The organism is Citreicella sp. C3M06 (genome assembly GCF_018860705.1).
In the GTDB taxonomy this organism is placed as follows: domain Bacteria; phylum Pseudomonadota; class Alphaproteobacteria; order Rhodobacterales; family Rhodobacteraceae; genus Salipiger.
The window spans coordinates 25,527-46,247 of the sequence record NZ_JAHKQA010000053.1 but is presented as its reverse complement, the minus strand read 5'-3'; the positions used below and the strand labels follow the sequence as shown (position 1 = coordinate 46,247).

General features: G+C 62.3%; 17 protein-coding genes and 1 pseudogene. 6 read left to right on the top strand and 12 right to left on the bottom strand.

Going from position 1 to position 20,721, the window contains the following annotated elements:
* Nucleotides 1-7 precede the first annotated feature (7 nt).
* Entirely contained in the window at nucleotides 8-166 is a 159-nt protein-coding gene (locus KO516_RS12675) for an IS3 family transposase (protein WP_371742082.1), read from the top strand.
* Nucleotides 167-952: 786 nt separating this feature from the next.
* Here KO516_RS12675 and KO516_RS12670 read toward each other — a convergent pair.
* Nucleotides 953-3,043 carry a calcium-binding protein gene (locus KO516_RS12670; RefSeq protein ID WP_216004156.1) on the bottom strand — a complete coding sequence of 697 codons (2,091 nt, stop codon included), beginning with the start codon at nucleotides 3,041-3,043 and terminating at the stop codon, nucleotides 953-955.
* Between the two features lie 381 nt (nucleotides 3,044-3,424).
* Here KO516_RS12670 and KO516_RS24765 point away from each other — a divergent pair.
* Nucleotides 3,425-3,547: pseudogene (locus KO516_RS24765) on the top strand (IS3 family transposase); the annotation flags it as partial.
* Here the strand turns inward: KO516_RS24765 and KO516_RS12665 are convergent.
* The 11 genes from KO516_RS12665 to metC form a co-directional block, all read right to left on the bottom strand.
* Complete coding sequence (locus tag KO516_RS12665) at nucleotides 3,508-4,428, bottom strand: DMT family transporter (RefSeq protein ID WP_252737583.1); 921 nt, start codon at nucleotides 4,426-4,428, stop codon at nucleotides 3,508-3,510. The pseudogene KO516_RS24765 and the gene KO516_RS12665 overlap by 40 nt on opposite strands.
* Entirely contained in the window at nucleotides 4,428-4,772 is a 345-nt protein-coding gene (locus tag KO516_RS12660; RefSeq protein ID WP_216004154.1) for a RidA family protein, read from the bottom strand. Before KO516_RS12660 ends, KO516_RS12665 begins: the two co-directional genes overlap by 1 nt.
* 33 nt (nucleotides 4,773-4,805) lie before the next feature.
* Nucleotides 4,806-7,124 carry a molybdopterin-dependent oxidoreductase gene (locus tag KO516_RS12655; protein WP_216004153.1) on the bottom strand — a complete coding sequence of 773 codons (2,319 nt, stop codon included), beginning with the start codon at nucleotides 7,122-7,124 and terminating at the stop codon, nucleotides 4,806-4,808.
* A 61-nt stretch (nucleotides 7,125-7,185) separates the two neighbouring features.
* The gene (locus KO516_RS12650) at nucleotides 7,186-7,887 is read right to left on the bottom strand and encodes a GntR family transcriptional regulator (RefSeq protein ID WP_216004152.1); all 702 of its coding nucleotides are present in this window, start codon (nucleotides 7,885-7,887) and stop codon (nucleotides 7,186-7,188) included.
* 2 nt (nucleotides 7,888-7,889) lie between these two features.
* The gene (locus KO516_RS24635; protein WP_216004151.1) at nucleotides 7,890-9,290 is read right to left on the bottom strand and encodes an FAD-dependent oxidoreductase; all 1,401 of its coding nucleotides are present in this window, start codon (nucleotides 9,288-9,290) and stop codon (nucleotides 7,890-7,892) included.
* Nucleotides 9,287-9,595 (bottom strand): (2Fe-2S)-binding protein, encoded by a 309-nt coding sequence (locus KO516_RS12640; protein WP_216004150.1) that lies wholly within the window; start codon nucleotides 9,593-9,595, stop codon nucleotides 9,287-9,289. Before KO516_RS12640 ends, KO516_RS24635 begins: the two co-directional genes overlap by 4 nt.
* Nucleotides 9,579-10,679, bottom strand: coding sequence for an FAD-binding oxidoreductase (locus KO516_RS12635; protein ID WP_216004149.1), 1,101 nt, complete (start codon nucleotides 10,677-10,679; stop codon nucleotides 9,579-9,581). The genes KO516_RS12640 and KO516_RS12635 overlap by 17 nt, the downstream gene beginning before the upstream one ends.
* A gap of 4 nt (nucleotides 10,680-10,683) precedes the next feature.
* Nucleotides 10,684-11,403, bottom strand: coding sequence for an aspartate/glutamate racemase family protein (locus KO516_RS12630; RefSeq protein ID WP_216004148.1), 720 nt, complete (start codon nucleotides 11,401-11,403; stop codon nucleotides 10,684-10,686).
* Between the two features lie 28 nt (nucleotides 11,404-11,431).
* The gene (locus KO516_RS12625) at nucleotides 11,432-13,318 is read right to left on the bottom strand and encodes a TRAP transporter fused permease subunit (RefSeq protein WP_216004147.1); all 1,887 of its coding nucleotides are present in this window, start codon (nucleotides 13,316-13,318) and stop codon (nucleotides 11,432-11,434) included.
* A gap of 77 nt (nucleotides 13,319-13,395) precedes the next feature.
* Nucleotides 13,396-14,379, bottom strand: coding sequence for a TAXI family TRAP transporter solute-binding subunit (locus KO516_RS12620; RefSeq protein ID WP_216004146.1), 984 nt, complete (start codon nucleotides 14,377-14,379; stop codon nucleotides 13,396-13,398).
* A gap of 62 nt (nucleotides 14,380-14,441) precedes the next feature.
* A complete protein-coding gene (metC, locus tag KO516_RS12615; protein WP_216004145.1) occupies nucleotides 14,442-15,641 on the bottom strand; it encodes a cystathionine beta-lyase in 1,200 nt (399 codons plus the stop codon).
* 743 nt (nucleotides 15,642-16,384) lie between these two features.
* On the opposite strand from metC, the gene KO516_RS12610 reads away from it, so the two are divergent.
* Genes KO516_RS12610 through KO516_RS12595 form a run of 4 tightly spaced genes read left to right on the top strand, consistent with a single transcriptional unit; the run spans nucleotide 16,385 to nucleotide 20,707 of the window.
* On the top strand, nucleotides 16,385-17,170 hold the full coding sequence (locus tag KO516_RS12610) for a DeoR/GlpR family DNA-binding transcription regulator (protein ID WP_216004144.1): 786 nt from the start codon (nucleotides 16,385-16,387) through the stop codon (nucleotides 17,168-17,170).
* Nucleotides 17,167-18,693: a sugar ABC transporter ATP-binding protein gene (locus KO516_RS12605; RefSeq protein ID WP_216004143.1), complete on the top strand. Its 1,527-nt coding sequence runs from the start codon at nucleotides 17,167-17,169 to the stop codon at nucleotides 18,691-18,693. Before KO516_RS12610 ends, KO516_RS12605 begins: the two co-directional genes overlap by 4 nt.
* Nucleotides 18,694-18,735: 42 nt before the next feature.
* On the top strand, nucleotides 18,736-19,719 hold the full coding sequence (locus KO516_RS12600; protein WP_216004142.1) for a ribose ABC transporter permease: 984 nt from the start codon (nucleotides 18,736-18,738) through the stop codon (nucleotides 19,717-19,719).
* A gap of 37 nt (nucleotides 19,720-19,756) precedes the next feature.
* Nucleotides 19,757-20,707, top strand: coding sequence for an ABC transporter substrate-binding protein (locus KO516_RS12595; protein WP_216004141.1), 951 nt, complete (start codon nucleotides 19,757-19,759; stop codon nucleotides 20,705-20,707).
* The last annotated feature ends 14 nt before the right edge of the window (nucleotides 20,708-20,721 follow it).

Here is a 20,721-nt window from a genome sequence, read left to right as displayed (position 1 = left end):
GGTCTATGTGACCGAATACGCGACCTTCGAAGACGTCGCAGCGGATTTGCCAAACTTCATCGACAACGTCTACAACTCCACCAGGCTGCATTCTGCGCTCGGCTACTTGAGCCCCAACCAGTTCGAAGAAAGAAACGCCGCGCCCCGGTCAAAACGAGCCGCCTGACTGGTCCAGCCCAAAGGGCGCACTCCACCACGGGGTCAATTTTGCATGCTTGTTCACAATGACCATTGATCCGCGCATAAACAGGCCCTCGACCCGGAATTCCGGGAACGACCTCAACCGGCTCCAGACGGCGCTGCAGGTCGTGGTCTGTTTGCTGATAGACGATCCGGTCTATGCGCCTCTTTTCGAACGGCTCGAAGAAGAGATCCGACAGGAAGAAGATGCCCTTGCCAACGGGGCGCAGGCGCGTGCGCTACTTGCTAGCACCAGAACGGGCCTCAAAACGAAATCGCCGCGCGGACAGATGCCACATCGGTCAGCGAACCACCTTGACCATAGCGTACTCCGTCAAGCGCGTGTCCCATGAGGATCACGACGGATCCACTGGTCAATACGGGCCTCCAGCATGCGATCTTCAAACACGTGGCGCAGCCCTACATGGTGTGACCATCGGTTTCTTTGAGGCCGTTTTCCTTCAAGAACTTGTTGACAGTTGCACTCAGGGAAGCGGAATTCGTGCGGTACCGATCAAAGCCTTCCGGGAATCCTCGAAGCGCATTGAGGGAAACGCCCAGCACCGGAATCTTTCGCTCTTGAGCTGACGATTCTCCCCGATGATCTCAATGAAGGGGGCGGCAGACCTGTGCCGCAGGAAAGGACCACTCGATCTTGATGCATACCGATTGTCAATGCTTTGGGTAAATGGACTTTACGCATTTGCTTGTTCGTTCAGAGGTAGAGCAGTCTCGGCATTGCGGTAGGCGGTTTCGGGGGCAGGTCGTGGGATCAAACCAATGTGATGTCGTCCAGCAAGCCAGCATTTGAACTAAGACCCTCGAACAAAATTGTGTTACCACCACCGAAATCAAGCATCAAATTGCCGTCGGCGACGCTCGACAGAGCATCAAGATGTGCTTCGTCTAGCGCTCCGCCCCAGAGTCCAGCGTCAATCTCCAGCCGGTCTGCATCGGTGCCAAAATCCGCGATCGTGTCGGCATTAATCTGCGCTGCGACGATGAAGACGTCCGCCCCTGCGCCGCCCGTCGCTGTGTCGTTGCCGCCGCCGAGGTGGATCGTGTCGTTGCCCCCAGCGCCAAAGATCAGATCGTCGCCAAACGTTACCTCATCGCTGTCAAACCAGACGTCATTGCCATTTCCGAGGAAAGCGCGATCCGTCCCATTTCCGCCGATCACGGTGTCGTTGCCATCGCCGCCAAACAGCGTATCTGCGTTGTCGCCGCCGAATAGCTGGTCGTTACCAAGTCGTCCCTGGATGCGATCAAAACCCCCGTCACCAAAGAACGTGTCGTCGCCATTGCCGCCTTCGATCGTGTCATTGCCGCCGCCAGCGCGCACTGTGTCGCTACCGTGAGCGCCACCTTGTGAGTTGTCGAAGAAGATATCGTTGCCATTGCCGAGGAATGCGAGGTCCCTCCCATTGCCGCCGAAGAGCGTGTCCGCCCCTAGGCCGCCGAAGAGGGTGTCGTAGCCATTGCCGCCGAAGAGCGTGTCATTGCCATAGTCGCCTGACAGCACATCCGCGCCGGCATTGCCCGACAGCTGGTCGGCCTGCGCTCCGCCGGCGATCCAGTCATCGCCTGCGCCGCCGCTCAGTGTGTCACTGCCCAGCCCGCCCAGCAGGATATCATCGCCGGCCTGACCGGCATAGAGGTCGTCTTGAGCGCCAAAGCTAACTCGGTTCGAATGGCTGTCGCCGGATGACAGGGTGGTGGAGTCGAAAGTCATCTCGTAGCTCACGTCGGAATGGCGCGAGCTTATGGTCAGATCTTTGAAGACAGCACCAAGACTGGGGAAGTTCTCGTCAAGATACTCGGCCACCCGGTCACGAAGAGACTCGTTCTTCTGTTCCATCTCCTCCAGCGTGTCGATATTGCGCATTTCGCCGTCGACGATCTCGAAATTGTCGAGCATCGGCAGGGTCTCGTCCATCAGATCCTGATTGAAATCATGCAACTCTTTGGCCTCGCCCGCGTTATCGAACAGATCCGCCAGATTGGCGTATCCGGCGTCGCGGATCTTGTCCTTGAGCAGGTTCATCAGGCCGGAGGCGCCGCTATCGGTGACCGTCTCGTAGTAGGATTCGAGTCCGCTGCCCTCGGTCTCTTCGGTCGCGGTTGGGTCCGTGTTAGCCCAGTCGCTGTCCTCATAAAGATCGGGAATATCTTCCCACTGATATTCGGGGGAATCAAACCGTGTAACGATGCTATCGACGGTGCCTTCGACTGTTTCTTCGATGAAGGCCCAGCCGCGTTCCAGCAGGCTGGGTTGATGGATGACGACGGTATCAATGTAGTCGGCCACCACTTCCTTGTCGATCAGCAGGTCCAGCTCATCCTTGGGCAAGCTTCCCAGATCGACTGGGTTCTCGGTCAGATCGGTGCAATGGGAAACGATTTCCGCTCCGCCGATCATCATGCCGACTTGTTCGGGTTCGAGCCACATCGCTTGCCAGCCACTCTCGACGCGGTCAAAATATGGAGAATTCAGATAACCGTCGTTCTCGATCCAATCGACATAAGCGTCGGGCGCGCTCAGGAAAATTTGTCTGATCGAGGCCATGTAATAATCATCGCCATACCAGTCGCCGTCCGGGCTGCCATCAACCCAATCGGAGTCCTCGTCGGGATCGCGTACCGAGCCGTATTTGGGGACTGTGGTTTCGAAACTGACCTCGTCGGTATACCCACCAAGCCGCAGGTAGTCGGAGTATTCGAGTATTGGGAAGTTTGGGCCCAGGATGGTGTCGGGCGTGATCATTTCGGGGTAAGGGGCTTCGCTGTAGTGATAGGTCAGCTGTATATAGATCCAGCTGCCCTCGTTATAATCGTCGCGACAGGTAGAGACCGTGTAGCCCATGAAAAACGCTCCTCCCGAAATAACCTTGGCCGTGCATAAGTAAAAGTCGACACCACCTAGGTGGTATGCCGTTCGACGCCATAATCGGTTGATTTCGTTTGCTGATCAAGCGTTTTGGAACCCGAGCGGCGCTTGCGTAGGCAGAACGCTCGAACGCGGACGGGTCGGGCCGCAACCTCGCATCAGCCCGATCCTGCGTCGCCTTTCTTCAGCGCGGTGGGCAGACCTGCTGTTTGGTGCTGTCTCTGTCAGGATCGCACTCACGCGACGTCGATGCTCCTTGCAGGTGCCGTCACGTTGGCGACCCCACAAGAGCAGGTGGGTAGCTCCCGCCGATGATCAGTCAGATTTTCGCACCACGTCCGTGCACGTCACCACAATCTGGGTCGCGACTTCGCGGCCTTGGCTGCGAACCAGAAGTAGCTCGCGGATTTCATCTGCGTCTGGACCGCAGAGGGCTGGCTCTACGTGGCAGTGCTGCTGGATTTCTTCGCGCTTCGCGTCGCGAGCAAAACGCCGCTTAAGACAAGCGCAAACCCAAATGCATGAAATAGCCTTAACTGCTCGTCTAGGACCAGCATGGACAGAAGGCTACCGAAGACCGGCATCAAGTGCAGGAACACCCCCGCACGACCCGCACCTATCAGGGCGATGCCGCGGTTGAAGAACAGGAGCGCCAGGAGCGACGCACACAGGGCCAAGTAGCCGATCCCGGCGAGCTGTACCGCCCCCTGCGGCACTGCCGCACCGCTTTGGATCCAGAAAGGCAGCAACAGAAAAGTCCCCAGCCCGAAGATCGCCACGAGAAAAGTCATCGGATGCAGGTCGGGACGGCTGCGGAGCGTCGAAAAGTATATCGCATTGGCGGCAACTCCGGCGAGGACAAGTCCGCCACCCCTACCTAACTCCAGAGCGCCGAGCCCGGCGGTGTCGCCCTCGGACAGGATCAGCAGGACCCCTGCGAGAGAGAGCACCACGCCTCCCGCGCGTGAAAGATCAATGCGGTCTCGGTAGATCGCTGCGCCGCAGACCAGGATCATGACCGGCATCGTCGATTGCAAGAGAAGCGCGTTGATCGTCGTCGTCGACTTCAGCCCGGCGTAGACCAATGTATTGTAGAGCGTAACCGACAGGAGCGCGTATGCCGTCAGCAGCGGGAGCGACCGTGCAATAGCCGCGCGTTCGCGCCATGCACGCGCGCCCCCGAGCAACAGCACCAGCACAAAAGCCGCCGCCCACCGCCAGAATGCCAACGCCACCGGGCTGAGCGTGCCCTCGCCGCCAAATGCCCGGCCAACGACGAAATTCCCCGCCCAGAAAAGACTGGCCAGCGACAGCAGAAGCGGCGCCGCTGACCAGAACCGCTCGATTAGCGGAATCCGCATCATTGCAGGACGGCCGTCGGGATGATCTCGACCAGAATGCGTGGATCAGCCATCTCCACGACACCGCAAGCCCGCGCCGGGGCTGCGTCACGGTTGACCCAGCCGTCCCAGACTGCATTCATGGCTTTGTAATCGTCCATGGACTTGAGCCAGATCGTCGCCGAAACGACGGCGCTGCGGTCGCCCCCGGCTTCGGCCAGCAACGCATCGATACGCGCCAAGGCCTGCCGGGTCTGCTCCGCCGCATCCGCAGACCAATCGTCTGCAACCTGCCCGCCCATGTAAAGCACGCCATTGGCCAGAACTGCCCGCGAACGACGCCCGTTGTTGTCGAAATGTTTCATGTTTTTCCTCTTATTGGCAGGGATTGCGCGGGTTCAGCCGCGCGGAACAATGTGCTGCGGATCGAAGGCCTCTACAGGCAGCTGTGGCCCGGAGAATGCCTCGACGTCCACAAGGCAGGATTGAGCCGAAGGCGCTTGCGAAAGGCTGGAGGCGCCCTTGTCCTGGCTCAGGACATTCGGGTTTCCCTGTCGCTCCAGTGGCGGGCCGCCATCACTTGGCATCGCCGGAGACGGATCGAACCATGCCCCTGTGGACAGCTGCACTACACCAGGCAGAAGCGCGTCACAGGTTTCCAAGGCCGCGAGGCAGGCGCCTCGATCGTTGAACACGCGCACGATGTCGCCAGAGGCCAGACCGCGAGCAGCTGCATCATCCGGATGCATCCGCATCGGCTCTCGGCCTGAGTGCTTTGCAGCGCGGGAAATGCCCGCGAAGTCGTACTGGCTGTGCAGCCGGGTCTTGGGCTGGTTCGAAATCAGATGCAGCGGATGACGCCCTGCCGCCTCCGCACCGAGCCATTCGTCGGGTGGCAGCCAAGCCGGGTGTGGCGGACAGTCGGCATAGCCATAGGTTGCGATCTGTTGCGAGAAGAGCTCGATGCGCCCCGATGGCGTTCCCAGAGCTGCAGCATCCGGATTTGCGCAAAACGCGGCCAGCAGGTCGCTTTCGCCATCATCATGCACGGGCAGGTCTTGCATACCGGCCTGCCAGAATGCTTCGAAGTCCGGCAGGCTGTATCCTGCGGCTGCAGCGGCATCGCGGCCTCCCTCATAAATGTGTCGCAGCCAGCTCTCGACATCGCGCCCGGCGGTAAAGGTATCTTCCGCGCTGAGGCGCTTCGACAGCGCGGAAAACACCTCGTAATCATCCCGGGCTTCACCTGCCGGCACTGCCACGGCGTGCGACGGTGTCACGAAATGATCGCGCGAGGAGAAGGCTATGTCGTTCCGTTCGAGCTGAGACGTGACCGGGAAGACGATGTCCGCATGCCGCGCAAGCGGGTTCCACCAACTGTCATGAACAATCACCGCCTCGGGTCGTTGCCAGGCTCTGCGCAGGCGATTGAGGTCCTGATGATGGTGAAACGGATTGCCTCCAGCCCAGTAGACGAGACGCAGGTCCGGATAGGTCCGGTTCTCGCCATTGAAGGGATAGGTTTCCCCCGGGTTTAGCAGCGCATCAGCGATGCGCGCCACCGGGATGTATTCCTCTACGCCATTCGACAGTTGCGGCAGCGACGGGAAGGAAAACGCCGCACGGCTATTGCCGATGCCGTTCACCGATCCGTAGCCGAAACCGAAGCCGCCGCCGGGCTGGCCGACCTGGCCAAGGATTGATGCCAGCGCCACTGCCATCCAATAGGGTTGTTCGCCTCCTTCGGCACGTTGCAGGGACCACGCCACCATGACGAAACACCGGGTTTCCGCCATCCGCTCGGCAAGCCCCCGGATCTCCTCCGCACCGATTCCGGTGATCTCCGCCGCCCAGTCAGGTGTCTTTGCGACGCCATCGCTGTGGCCGGTGATGTAGGCTTCGAGCGCCGCAAACCCCTCCGTGTGGCTTGCAAGGAAGCTGCGGTCGGCGCGATCCGTAGCAAGAAGATGCGACGCGAGCCCCAGCATCAGCGCCGTGTCGGTCCCGGGCCGGATCGGCATCCAGCTGCTGATGCCTGGATCGGTATCATCGCGTATCGGCGACACCGAGATGACCTTGCCACCGCGTGCAGAGAGCCGGGATAGGCTCCCCGGTAGAATATGGCGGGAAATGCCGCCTGAAGAGACCTGGGAATTTCGCGCCGGCAAGCCGCCGAAAGCAACCAGTATCTCGGTATGCTCGGCGATCCGGTCCCATGGCGTGTGGCCACTGACCAGGCCACTCTTGTCGCCGAGAATGTAGGGTACGATCGTGTCGGCTGCGGCGTAGCTGTAGTTCTGAACCGACCGTGTGTAACCGCCTATGGAATTGAGGAAGCGATGGATCTGGCTCTGGGCATGGTGGAACCGTCCGGCCGACGCCCAGCCGTAGGATCCCCCGTAGACAGAACTGTTTCCATGCGCGCTGCGTACGCGGTCGATTTCAGCCGCGGCAAGATCGAGCGCTTCGTCCCAAGGCAGCTCGACGAAGGGCTCGTAGCCGCGGCCAGCGCCCTCGGTGATGATCTTCCCCGCTTCACGTGCGGCCAGGAATGACTTCCGTATGGCTGGTCGCCGAATTCGGACTGGAGCATCGAGCGCCTCGATCATACCGGCGGCGAGCGGCGACGGCGCTGGATCCTCCGCGATCGGGTCCAACCTCAATAGGCGACCGTTTTCCATAACCCCGCGATAGGTGCCCCAATGCGTGGCAACCATAGGACAATCTGGCAGAACTAACATGCTGGGTCTTCTTGTTGGGGGTGCGATACGCCCGGCCTCAGGACGCGGCGGACCGGCACCAGTCGTCGATGAGCCGCCAAGCCACGGCGAAGTGTTCCTTCTGGAGTATGGCCAGCTCTTCTTGGTCCCGCGCCCTGAGGGCGTTCAGCATGGCTCGGTGTTCGTCCTCGCGCGTTGTCCAGATTTCCTGCGACAGGATCGCCAGGTAGCGCACGCGGTAGAGCCTGAGGTTCAGCGTCATGTGCATTTCTGCCAAGGTCTGGTTGCGGGCTGCGGAGACGATGGCGAAATGGAAATTCTGGTTGGCGCGGAAATATTCGCTGCGATTGCGCTCTACCTGAGCCTTCCGCATCTCTTCGATATGCCGCTCGATACGAAGGAAATCGGTCTCGCTTGCCATCCGGCAGGCCGTGGTGGCAGCCATCTTGTCGAGCTCGACATAGACCGACAGCATGTCGGTAATGTCCTCCAGACTGTTGTCCACCACCACTGCGCTGCGGTTCGGATAGAGTTTTACGAGCCGCTCCACCGACAGGATTTTGAGCGCGTCACGCATCGGCGTGCGTGACACATTCAGTGTATCGGCAATGAAGCGTTCGCGAACCGACTCTCCGGGCTTGAGAATGTCGTGGATGATCAGGTTGCGGATATAGCCCGCGATCTGCGCCGGAAGCGGCTGATCTGACGACATTTCGGGGACTTCAGCCGGATCTTTCAGGGCAGCTATAAAATTATCCATGATCAAATCTCCGTTGCCGCGTCCGCTGCGGCTATATCACCGAGCGTGACGGGCTTCACTGGCATACGCAGGCGCAGGTACCCAATTTCGGCAGGCTCGCGCCCGGACAGGTCCGCCATCACAGCTTGAACAGTGCCGCCGCAGAACCGGCCCTGGCAGGGCCCCATGCCCGCCCGACTGAAGCTCTTGAACTGGTTCGGGCCGGGGCATCCTTCGGCCACTGCGGCTGCCAGCGTGCCGCGTGTCACTTCCTCGCAGCGGCAGAGCTTCACTGAATTGTCCTGCGGCACCCGAACGGATACGGCGGGCCGGTAAAGCTTGTCCAGGAATGGCCTCGGAGCCAACGCCCGCTCCTTTTCCCGTGCATGCGGCATGGCACGGCGCGTGGCCTCTTCGCTGGATAGCAGTTTCAGATCCGAGGCGACGGCAAGCGCTGCGAGGCGCCCGGCCGGCCCGGCCGCCGCGGCACCGCCGATGCCGCCCGCATCGCCAGCCACCAAAAGCCAGGGAAGATCGGTGCGCCCGAACTCATCCAGCACCGGCGCCCACGCAAGCCGATCGGAGTCCCAAGTCTGTGCCGCCCGGGCGGACATGGACGCGTTCATGTTGGGCACGACACCCTGATGAAGAAAGGCGTGCGCCGTCTCGATCCGGTGGCTGCCGCGACGGTCACGCCAGCGCACCTCGGCGAGCGCGCCGTCAGGCCCGTCGCCGTCCAGCACAATGTCCTGAACACTGCGGTGATGTCGAACCCCGGCGGCACGCAGCCGCGCCAGCATCTTCGCACCTTTCCATAGCAGCCCCGGATTGCACAGCGCCGCTCCCAGATGTGGAAGCGCGCCGCGCATCGCGCCCGGCTCGGAAGCTTCCAGGACAGCACCGATCCGAACACCGGCCTGCAGGTACTGACATGCCACAAGCAGAAGCAGAGGCCCGTTGCCGATGAAGACCGCACCGTCGGCAACGGCCCCTTCGGTCTTGAGCAGGATCTGTGCCGCGCCGGCTGTCATGACCCCGGGCCTGGTCCAGCCCTGCACGGGCACCGGCCGCTCCATGGCCCCGCTGGCCAGAAGCACCCGCCGCGCGGTGATGCGTCCGCCACCGCCCGGGGCCGTCCAGCTTAGCCCGGTCTCGTCATACTGCCAGACCGTCGCGCGGAACTCGCGCCGGATTGGCGCGGCCATGAAAGGCTCGGCCAGATCACGCCCGGCAAGATAGTCGCTGCCCAGCACCTTGCCTCCGGCGGCGGTGCGCTCGGCCAAGACGTTACGGTAGATCTGGCCCCCGGGACCGGGTTGCTCGTCGAAGACGGCAACCGACAGACCGCACGTGGCCGCTTCGAGTGCCGCGCTCATGCCCGCAGGACCGGCGCCGATAATTGCGAGATCGCAAGATGGTGTCATCCCCGCCCCTCCACAATCTGCGCTGCACCGGTCTGGCGGCGTACCGTCATGCCGCCGCGCACGGTGGTAAGGCAGGTCTGCCGGTTGGGCTCACCGTCGATTTCCGCAAGGCAGTCGAAACAGACCCCCATCATGCAGAAAGGCGCGCGCGAGACGCCCCCTGCCGGCGTGCGACGCGCGGGGTAGGCATTGGCTCCCAGCAATGCGGCAGCAAGGTTGGCGCCCTCCGGAAGGCTTACCCGGCGGCCGTCGACGCTAATTTCGACCAGCTGGCGGGGGGGCTGCATCTCAATTGTTCTGAACATCGAAGCGCTCCGGTTGGAAGGAGGAAAATTCAGGCCCGTCAAAGCTTCCGGCCTGAATGTGTGTGATCAGCCCGTCGGTGTGAAAAGGACAGAGGGTGACACCACTATGGACACTGACCGCAAAGGCCCCATCGCGGGAGTGGTAAACCGGCACACCGTCCGGCGTCATGATCCGGAGCGCTCCCCAGCTGCGCACCACGCGTGCGTTTGCCAGCACAGGAAAGGCGGCCACGGCTTTCTTCACCGTATCGGTCAGCACCGGGAGTGTGGTCCCGTCGTCGTTGCCGACCTCCTCGGAGCTTTCACCGAAGAGGCAGCTGCCCTCTACCGTTTGCCGAATGAAGTTCGTGCCACAGCCCAGGAAGGGGGCTAACCGCTCGGTCACCAAGATCTGCCCCCGGACCGGGCGCACCGGCGCGCGCAGCCCCAGCATCGGCGCGAGCTGGGCATTTGCAAGGCCCGCAGCCAGTACGATCCGCCCTGCCATCAGGGTTCCTGCGGCAGTTTGCGCAGAGAACCCCGTGCCGTCGCGGTTGACCTTCTCGACCTTGCGGTGCGGCAGGTAGCGGCCGCCATGCGACTGCAGCGAGGCGATCAGCGCCCGCAGCAGATGGAGCGGGTTGGCGGTGCCGTCGTCCGGACAGTATGTTCCGCCCGCCACCGACGGGCCAATATCCGGCAGTCGTTCGGCCAGCGCGGCGCGGTCCAGCCTTTCATAACGGGACTGAATCGCGGCCCCCTCGTTGGAGCGGGCCAACACCGCTGCGCGGGTGTCGAGCTGCTCCTCCGAGAAGCAGATGTAGGCGGCCCCAGGCTGCCTGAACTGAAGGTCAATGCCGGTGTCGCTGCCAAGCCGATCAGCCAGGTCAGCCCAGTCATGTGCGGCTTGCCGGGTCAGGTTGGCGTAGGGGGGCGCTCCCGCCCCCTTGCCCTGGACCCAGACATTGCCGAAATTGCCGCGGGCGGCGCGAAGTGCGATGTCACCCTCGTCAAGCAACACCACGTCCTCGCCCACACGCGCCAGCCCCTCGGCAATGGCTGCGCCGACGATTCCGCCGCCGACGACCAGATAGTCGCTGATCATCCGATCACCACATCGGATAGGCGCGAGGCCTGAGGCTTGCTTGGAAGGCATTGACCATGGTCACCGTATCATAGACCGGCAGCCCCGTCGCCTCGGCGATCCAGTGAGAGAACGGCGCAAGGTTGGTGCATTCGAGAACCAGCGCGCCGATGTCCGGATTGGCGGCGACGAAGTCCTTCGCGGTGCCCACAACCTCGGATTTCAGCGTTTCGTAGGAAACCGAAGTGTCACCTTCCTTGATCCAGCGGACGAAGTTGCTGTCCTGGGGGATGCCCGCAACCGGCGTGGCGCGGTCAACCTCCACGGCATCCAGGTAGGGCCCGTTCAGGACATCACCGTTGTAGGTCATGATGCCTACGGTCTTGCCGGTCGGCAGCATGCGCTCGACCATGGGCACCTGAAGCAGCGACGAGGTCGCCACCGGCACGGAGCAGTAGTCTGCCAGTTCTTTCTGATAGATTGACAAGAAGCCGCAGGTCGTCGTGATCCCGTCGACCCCCGCTTCGATCAGCTCGTCGGCGGCGCGCTTGAAAGGGTCCAGCAGGCTTGCTTCGTGCAGCTCGGTCATCCGCGACGGCACGGCATCGTGCACGATCTTGTACTGCACCGGGAAGTTCCAGGTGGAGGCATTGCCGATATCGCCAACGTAACGCTGGAATGTGGAGTTCACCATCAGGATGCCAATGGAGACACCATAGTAGGTTCTGATTCTGGAAGTCGTCATGCCAGTCTTTCCAATTGTGAAGGGAGTTTCATTCTGCCGTACTGAGGCGACGTTCCTGCACCTTGGGCAGGTAAAGGGTGCCAAGGAAAACCGCGTAGCCGATGGCGCCGCGAAGCAGCTCGGGCTGGGTGTGCCAGAGCGCCGAGGCGGCTCCCCCGGCAAACAGCGCGAGCCGCCACCAAAGAGGGATCGGCCCGTGGCCAAAACCTACATACGCAAGAGAGATGAGCATGATCCCGGCCGAAACGGCGAAGGTGGCGGAGAGGGTCTCGAACAGAGTGCCGCTGAGCGTCAGCGCGGGCTCGAAGATGAAGCTGATGCCCACGATGAACCCGCCCACCGCCATTCGGAATGCATGGACACCGGTCAGAAGGGGGTTCGCCCTCGCGATTGCAGCCGCTGCGTAGGAGGCCGCCGCCACCGGCGGCGTCGCGTCAGCGAGCACCGCGAAATAGAGAATGAAGAGGTGAATCGCGAGCAGCGGCGCAGCTCCATGCTCGGCAATCAACGGAGCACCGATGGCTGCAGTCACGATATAAGCCGGTGTGGTCGGCACGCCCATGCCCAGGAAAAGGCAGCACACCGCGACAAGAAGCACCAGCACAAGCAGTGAATCCCCCGCCAGAGACTTGATGATCCCGGTGAATGCAAGCAGCAGTCCAGTGTTTGTGAGCGCCGCAGTGATGATCCCTGCCGCAGCCACGGCCACCGCAACAGTGGAGATCGTCGCGCCGGCTTCGGTCAGGGCCTCAAGCAACTTGCGCGGCCCCATCCGCGTATGGGATCGCAGCCAGGTCGTGGCGATAAGAGCCGCAGTCGCCCAGAAGCAGGCGAAATAGGGCGAGAAGCGTAGGGCCATCAATCCGATGAGTACCACGAGAGGTATCACGAAGTGGATGTCGCGCAGGATGTCCCGCACGGTTGCGATCTCATTCTTGGGCAGCGCCTCAATGCCAAGCTTGCGCGATTGGAAGTGAACCGAGACAAAGATCCCCAGATAATAGAGAGCGGCGCCGACGATCGAGGCCGACACGATCGACAGATAGGGAACCGACAGCATCTCAGCCATGACGAAGGCGGCAGCCCCCATCAGCGGCGGCATGATCAGCCCGCCGACGCTCGAGGCCGCCTCGATTCCGCCGGCCAGTGCCGGTGGAAACCCCATACGCTTCATTTCGGGAATGGTGACGTTGCCGGTCACCACCACATTTGCCACGGAGGATCCGCTGGTCATTCCAAAGAGGCCGGACTCGACCACGACGACCTTGGCTGGTCCGCCGGTATAGCGGCCCGCCAAGAAAGTTCCCAGGTTCATGAACAGCCGGCCCATACCGCTGGCCTGCAGAAACGCTCCGAAAACGAGGAAAGCAGCAACGATTGTCGCTGAAATGCCAGTCAGGCTGCCGTAGAGGCCAGAACCGTTCATCAGGTAGAGAATGTCGACGATCTCGCCAACGGACAGGTCTCGGTAGTACCAGAGGCCGCCCAGCTGGTCGCAGATTGCCATGTAGATGATAACGGCCAGCACCAGCGCCGAGAGCATGATGGAAAGAGCCCGACGTACCGCCTCGAGGATCAGGACGGTCATCAGGACACCAAGCCCGGTTTCCAGCGGGCTGAGGGCGTCCAAGAAAGCACTCCTAGAATAGACGTAGGAAGTGTTGAAGTAGATGTATGCGCTAGGCAGGAGGGCGAGGGCCGCTAGGGCCATGTCGTCAATGGTCGGCCTGTGATGCGGAGCGCCTTGATGTGAGGGATACAGCAGGAATACGGGCGGAACCGCAAGGAAGAGGTGCAAAGCGGCCAGCCTGAGAGGTTCTGGATAGCCCGCGAAGGTGAAGTAGAAATGGATGGCTGCCGAAATGGCGAGCCAGAGGCCGATGACGGCTTGGGAGATTCCGGTTAACTTGCGCATGGCAGACTCTTGGCTGTGGTTTGGGAAACGTCGCCGTATAGGTTCGGGCGGCGTTGGGACGCCGCCCGTCCTGAGGATCAGTCCATGTAGCCCAGCTCGCGGTAAGCCCGCTCCGCTCCGGGGTTCAGCGGCACGGGTTGGTTCTGCCAAGCCCGCTCCGCGTCGAATCCACCCAGAACCTGGTAGATGTTGCCGAAGCCTTCCTGGTTCTCGAGCAACGTCTTGGTCATCGCATAGACGGTGTCTTCCGGAACCTCGGTGGACACGAGGATCACTGCCTCTAGCGTGGTAACTGGCACTGCGCCGCTTTCCTCGGACTGAAGGCTTTCATAGCTGCCCGCTGCGATCGAGCCCTTGCCATAGCCGTATTCGGTGTTGAGGTAGTCCATCAGAGCTTCCGGGAAGGCCAGAAGCTTGGCGTCGCGACGGCCGGTCTCGACCTCCAGTGCGATGCCGGTCGGCACGCTGCCGGCGCCGAATAGCACGTCGATCTGGTCGTCTTGGAAGGCTGCCGTCAGCTGGCTATAGGTGCCTGTGATCACGGTGCCACCGCCATCGGCAATGGCATCCGCGGAATTATCGTAAAAGGCCAGCGACCGCTGCAGGGTCAGTTCCTCGGACGTCGCCCTTGGCGAGGTGCCGATGCGCGACTCGGGATCGGACAAGATTTCCTCGAGGCTGCGAGTTTCTTCGGCATCGACGATGACGTGGAATTCTGCAGGCGCCCAGGTCCCTCCCATCGAGGTCAGCTTCTCTTGCGGCTGATCATAAGGATCCATCCCCTTCATCGCCGCGGCAGCGAGGAAATCGATACCCATGCCCATCTGACTGATGCCGCCTTCGATCTTGGTCGGGTTGTCGCGACCACCGCCGGGGACCACGCGGATAGCAATATCCGGATTGTGCTCCATGATGATATTGGACAAGCCGGTGACGATGCTGAACCAGCTGCCGCCCGGAGAGCCGGAGGTCCATTCTAGGTTCTCCGCGCTGAGCGGCGATGCGGCCAGCGTGCCGGCGGCAAGCACCGGGGCGATAAGGCGTTTGAAAGTTCTGGACATGGATATCTCCTGTTGGGTCCGTAGGGGCGGCCGGCTTCTTGCGTGCCGGTCCTGAAAAGGAATTAGGCAGCCACGGTTTCGCCGAGCCCCGCTGAGGCCAGCGCCTGATCGAGATCACCGATCAGGTCGGCGACGGCTTCAAGCCCGATATGGAACCGGCACAGCGTGCCTGTCTCGGTCCAGCGCGTCGCCGTGCGGGCGCCGGACGGATCGCCGAGCAAGGTCAGACTCTCGAAACCACCCCAAGAGAACCCGAGGCCGAAATGGCGCAGCGCCTCGACGAACCGCACGGCCTGTGCGCGGTCGGTGATATCGAGCACGGCCGCAAACAGGCCGGTTGATCCGGTAAAGTCGCGTTTCCAGAGCGCGTGGCCGGAATGCGATGAGAGCCCGGGATGGATAACACGGCGGATACCCGGCCTGGATTCCATCCACGACGCGACTTCGAGCGCGCCGGTGCGGTGAAGCTCCAGCCGCGCGGGCAATGTCCTCAGTCCCCGAGCCGCAAGGAATACGTCGTCGGGCGATACGTGATAGCCCAGCCAGTTGGCCGCCTGACGCAGCGGCGTCAGGAGTTCGGTGTCGGCCACCGAAAGGGTACCGAGCATGGCGTCGGAATGGCCAACAATGTATTTCGTTGCCGCCTGTACAGAAATGTCGGCGCCAAGCGCTAGCGGGCGGCAGAAATACCCGGTGGCCCAGGTGTTGTCGCAAACTGTCATCACACCGCGAGCGCGGGCGGCCGCAGCAATCGCCGGAATGTCCTGCACCTCGAATGTCATGGAGCCGGGGCTCTCGAGGTAGATCAGCCGGGTTTCCGGCCGGATCAACTCCGAGATTTCCGCTCCGATGGTCGGATCGTAAAACTCTACCTCGACGTTGTTGCGCGCAATGTATTGCACGAAGCTGGTTCGGGCGGGCTCGTAAGCCGTATCCGCGATCAGCACGTGATCGCCAGGCTTTACGAATGCGACGAATGGCAGAACGCAAGCTGCAAGACCCGAAGGTACGGCAAGTGACGCCTCGGCGCCTTCCAGCACACTAACCGCCTCCTCGAAGGCGAAGACATCGCGGGTTCCGAACCGACCGTAGAACTCGGTACCTTTGTCAAACCTGGCCGCCTTGGCCCTGTCGAGATCGGCGACGGTATCAAACAGGAGAGTCGATGCACGCCGTATCGGCTGTGCGACGGTATTCCCGCTTCTGCCCGCCCCAAGCAAGGCGGTTGAAGGTGCCGCTCTTTCAGAGATCTGGCGTGTCATTGGCATTCCGATCAATACTTATGCATACCTTAAAGTTAGATTGCATACCAAAATTCGATTCAGAATGGAGAAAGGTCAATCTCGCGTTGGAAAACCTGGTGCGCTCGTTTTTTTTGCGAAAAATTCGCCTTGATGCCCATTTTCCAGAATAAATGCTCCTGATCTTTGACAGGTCGCAGCTTGTCATCTCTCCACGGATGAACGTCGATTGTGGATAGGACGGCTTCTGGGAGGGCTTCTCTGAGACGTCCACAGTTCGAAATCCCGCCTTCCAGATGAAGAGACAGATGACAGGGGCCCCAGCTTCAGCCTCTTGATGAAGGGGCCTTCATCAAGCTGAATGCCGCCCTGTTTCCCAATGGCAGCGCCTGAATTAAAGAGGGAGCCAAGGCATCGCCAGCGCTGTCACATGGCAGCCTGGGTGGTGTCCCGGGAAATGGTGTAGGAACTGGCGCCGCCGCGCCGCCTGCCCACACGGCGCGCCCGCGCCGGTGAGGTAGGCCCGAAAGCCAGGGCAGAGGCCCGCGATTCGTGCGCGGGATGACGCGGTGCCAGGGTGCGTGACCCCTGCCATCGGACCCTTGGGAAACGTCACACGGCCGGTTTTCATGATTGATTCGCATCATTTTCGATTAATAATGACAAATATATTGCACTTATGATCGAAATACGTCACGAATGCGCACAATACCTCGATGTCGGGCCCGATCCGCCATCAAGACGCTCGGACCTGGGGAGGATACATGAGCGATCTTTCACGCCAGCAAGCCATCGTGGCCCTGCTTGACGAGCAGGCGTTCGTGTCGGTCAACGACCTTGTGTCGATCATCGGCGTGTCGCCCGCCACCGTGCGCCGCGACATCGATAAGCTGGCCGAGGCTGGCCTTGGTCAGAAGGTGCACGGCGGCATCGCTGCGTCCGCCACCCCGGGCCAGCGCCGGACCGTCAACCTGCCGTTCTTCGAAAACCGCGACATCGCCGTGACGCAAAAACGCGCTATTGCCGAAACGGCCTCTGAACTGGTGCGCGACGGCTCTTCCATCATCGTGCACGCCGGGTCGACCTGCTTTCACCTGGCCTCGCGCATCGCCAACCGGAACCTGCGGGTGTTCACCAACTCGATCCCGCTGGCCAGCTACCTGGCGGAACACGGCACCTGTCAGCTGACCGTCGGCGCCGGAGACCTGCACCGCGAGCCGGGCATTCTGTATGACCCAGCGCTCAAGAGCTATGATTTTTTCGCCGATCAGTTCTTTGTCGGCGCCCTGGGGATCTCGGCCGCGGGGCTGCTGGAAAGCCACCCGCTGCTGGTACGCCTGTGCAACGAGATGTCGCGACAGGCCAACGAGACGATCGTGATGGTCGACAGCCGCAAGTTCGCCGTGCGCGCGCCCACCGTCGCCCTGCCTTTGTCGCGGGCGCATCGGCTTATCACCGACGACGGGCTGTCGGACGCCGATGCCCGGATGCTTGAGGACGAGGGCGTCGACGTCGTCATCGCCCCGACCGGCGAAGGAGGCCAACCATGACCACGCTTCTGGACATGCGCGACATTTCCAAGACCTTCGGCCCGGTTAAGGCCCTGTCGAAGGTTTCGCTGCGGGTAAACGCCGGTCAGGTCCACGCGCTGATGGGCGAAAACGGCGCGGGCAAATCCACGCTGATGAAGATCCTGTCGGGGGCCTACACCCCCGATGCGGGCGGCGAGATCCTGATCGACGGCGCGCCGCTTCAGACCGGCAACCCCAAGCTGTCGAAGGCGGCGGGCATCGCCGTCATCTATCAGGAACTGTCGCTGGCGCCCAACCTGACCGTCGCCGAGAACGTCTTTCTGGGCAACGAACGCGCGCGGCGCGGCATCGTCGACCGGGCTGCCATGCACCGCGAAACCGCGCCGATCCTCGAAAGGCTCGGGGTCGGCTTTACCCCGGGCACGAAGGTGGCGGGCCTGTCGCTTGGCGAACGTCAGCTGGTCGAGATTGCCCGCGCCCTTTCGACCAGGGCCCGCATCATCGTCATGGACGAGCCCACCACGTCGCTGTCGATGCGCGAGACCGAGAAGCTGTTCGAGGTGATCGCCGCGCTCAAGGCCGAGGGCATCGCGATCATCTACATCAGCCACCGCATGGACGAGATCTATCGCCTGTCCGATTTCTGTTCGGTGCTGCGCGACGGCAGCTATGTGGGCACGCTTGAGCGCGAGAACCTCAGCGCCGAGACGCTGGTGCGCATGATGGTCGGGCGCGACGTGTCCAGCTTTTACAAGAAAGCGCATTCCGACGGGGCGGCATCGGGCGAAATCGTGCTGCAAGTCGAAGGCATGAGCGATGGGAGGCTGGTAAAGGATTGCACCTTCGATGTGCGCCGGGGCGAGGTGCTGGGCATCGCCGGGCTGGTGGGCTCGGGGCGCACCGAACTGGCGCGGCTGATCTACGGCGCCGATCCCGCCACCGCCGGAAAGGTGCTGCTGGAAGGGCGCGACGTCACGCCCAAAAGCCCGCGCGCGGCGCTGGATGCGGGAATTGTCTACCTGACCGAAGACCGCAAGGGGCTTGGCCTTTTCCTTGACATGACCATCGATGACAACATCAACATCTGCGTGATGGAACGCGACGCGGGGCCGATGGGGCTGCGCCGCTTTGCCAGCGCGGCGAAACGCTCGGCCGGCGCCTTCAAGTCTCTGGCGATCAAGGCGCCCACGCCGCAGATCAGCGTCGGCAGCCTGTCGGGGGGCAACCAGCAGAAGGTTCTGCTTGCCCGTCTGCTGGAAGCGCAGCCCAAGGTCATCATCCTGGACGAGCCGACGCGCGGCGTCGACGTTGGCGCGAAATCCGAAATCTACCGCCTTATCGACAGCCTCGCGCAAGTGGGGCTTGCCATGGTGATGATCTCAAGCGAGCTGCCCGAGGTCATCGGCGTGTCGGACCGGGTGCTGGTGATGCGCGAAGGCACCATCGCCGGATGCCTCAGCCCCACCGCCGATGCCCCCGTCACCCAGGAAGCGATCATGCAGCTGTCCACCGGCAGCCATGCAACGACACAGGCCGCCTGACCGCAGGCAGGCCGCCGCACGCGCGGCAAGGAGGAGAGACCAATGAGCGACATCACCGAAGCGTCCGCCCCCGGCGGCGCGCAGCAGATCCGCAGCTTCGTCACCGCGCTTGGCATGTTGCCGGTGCTGATCCTGCTGGCGGTGGGCTTCCACCTGATGACCGGCAAGTTCCTAAGCGTGAACAACCTTTCGATCGTGATGCAGCAGGCGTCGATCAACATCGTGCTGGCGGCGGGCATGACCTTTGTCATCCTTACGGGGGGGATCGACCTGTCGGTCGGCGCGACCCTGGCGGCGGCGGCGATGGGGGCGGTCATCATGTCGCTGGTGCCGGGGCTTGGCTGGCTTGGCATCCTTGTGGGGCTGGGCATCGGGGCGGTGTTCGGGCTGGCGAACGGGGCGCTTATCGCCTTTCTCGCGCTGCCGCCCTTCATCGTGACGCTGGGCTCGCTTACGGCGGTGCGCGGCGTGGCGCGGCTGATGGGGCACGACACCACGGTGTTCAACGCCAACCTGCCCTTTGCGGTGCTTGGCAACGGGTCGGTCCTTGGCATCCCGATCCTTGCGCTGATCGCGCTTCTTGTGATCGTGCTGTCCTGGTTCATCCTGCGCCGCACGGTGCTTGGCACCTGGATCTATGCGGTGGGCGGCAACCAGGAGGCCGCGCGCCTGACCGGCATCAAGGTGTCGCTGGTGCTGCTGTTCGTCTACGGCATGTCCGGGCTGCTGTCCGGGCTTGGCGGGGTGATGTCCGCCGCGCGCCTTTACGCCGCCAACGGGCTGCAACTGGGCCAGGCCTACGAACTTGACGCCATCGCGGCGGTCATCCTTGGCGGCACCAGCTTTGTCGGCGGGGTTGGGTCGATCTGGGGCACGCTGATCGGGGCGCTGATCATCGCGGTGCTGTCCAACGGGCTGATCCTGACCGGAGTGTCGGACATCTGGCAATTCATCATCAAGGGCCTTGTGATTATCGCCGCCGTGGCGCTGGACCGCTACCGGCTCAAGGGCAACGCCCGCACCTGAACCATTCGACGCAGCAGACTTTCAAGGAGGAGAAGACATGCGTATCACCAAGGGACTTGCCACGCTTGCCCTGTCCACGGCCATCGGCCTTGGCGCTGGCGCTGCGATGGCGCAGGACAAGAAGCTGGAAAGCATCGGCATTTCGGTCGGCCTGCTGGGCAACCCGTTCTTCGTCGCCACCATCGAAGGGATCGAGGACCGCGCCCGCGACATCAACCCCGATGTCAAGATCACGTCCGTTTCGGCGGATTACGACCTGAACAAGCAGGTCAGCCAGATTGAAAACTTCATCGCGGCAGGCGTCGACATCATCATGTTGAACGCCGTCGATGACGAAGCCATCGCCCCCGCCGTGATGCGCGCCAAGCAGGCGGGCATCGTGGTCGCCGCCTTTGACGTTTCGGCCCCCGGGGCGGACGTGACGGTGATGACCGACAACATCGCCGCCGGTCGCAAGGCCTGCGAATACATCGTCGATCAGCTGGGCGGGACCGGCAACGTGGCGATCATCAAGGGGCCGTCGTCGTCCTCGCTTAACGATCGTTTCGACGGCTGCTCCGAGGTCTTCGCGGCGGCGGACGGCATCACCGTGCTGTCCGACGACCAGAACGGCCAGGGCTCGCGCGATGGCGGCCTGCAGGTGATGCAGGGCCTGCTGACCCGCTTCGATGACATCGACGCCGTCTTCGGTGCCAACGATCCGATGGCGCTTGGCGCGCAGCTTGCCGCAAAGCAGCTGGGCCGGGATGGCATCATCATCACCGGCGTCGACGGCGCCCCCGATACCGAAGACAGCCTTGCCACCGAAGGGTCGATGATGAAGGCCTCGGCCTCGCAGGACCCTTACACCATGGCGGGCCAGGCGCTTGACCTTGGCTACAAGCTGTTCAAGGGCGAGACGCTGGAAGAAACCACCGTGCTGATCGAACCCAAGCTGATCACCGCCGACAACCTCGATGACTACCAGGGCTGGACCGCCAAGCGCTAAGCCACTTCACCGCG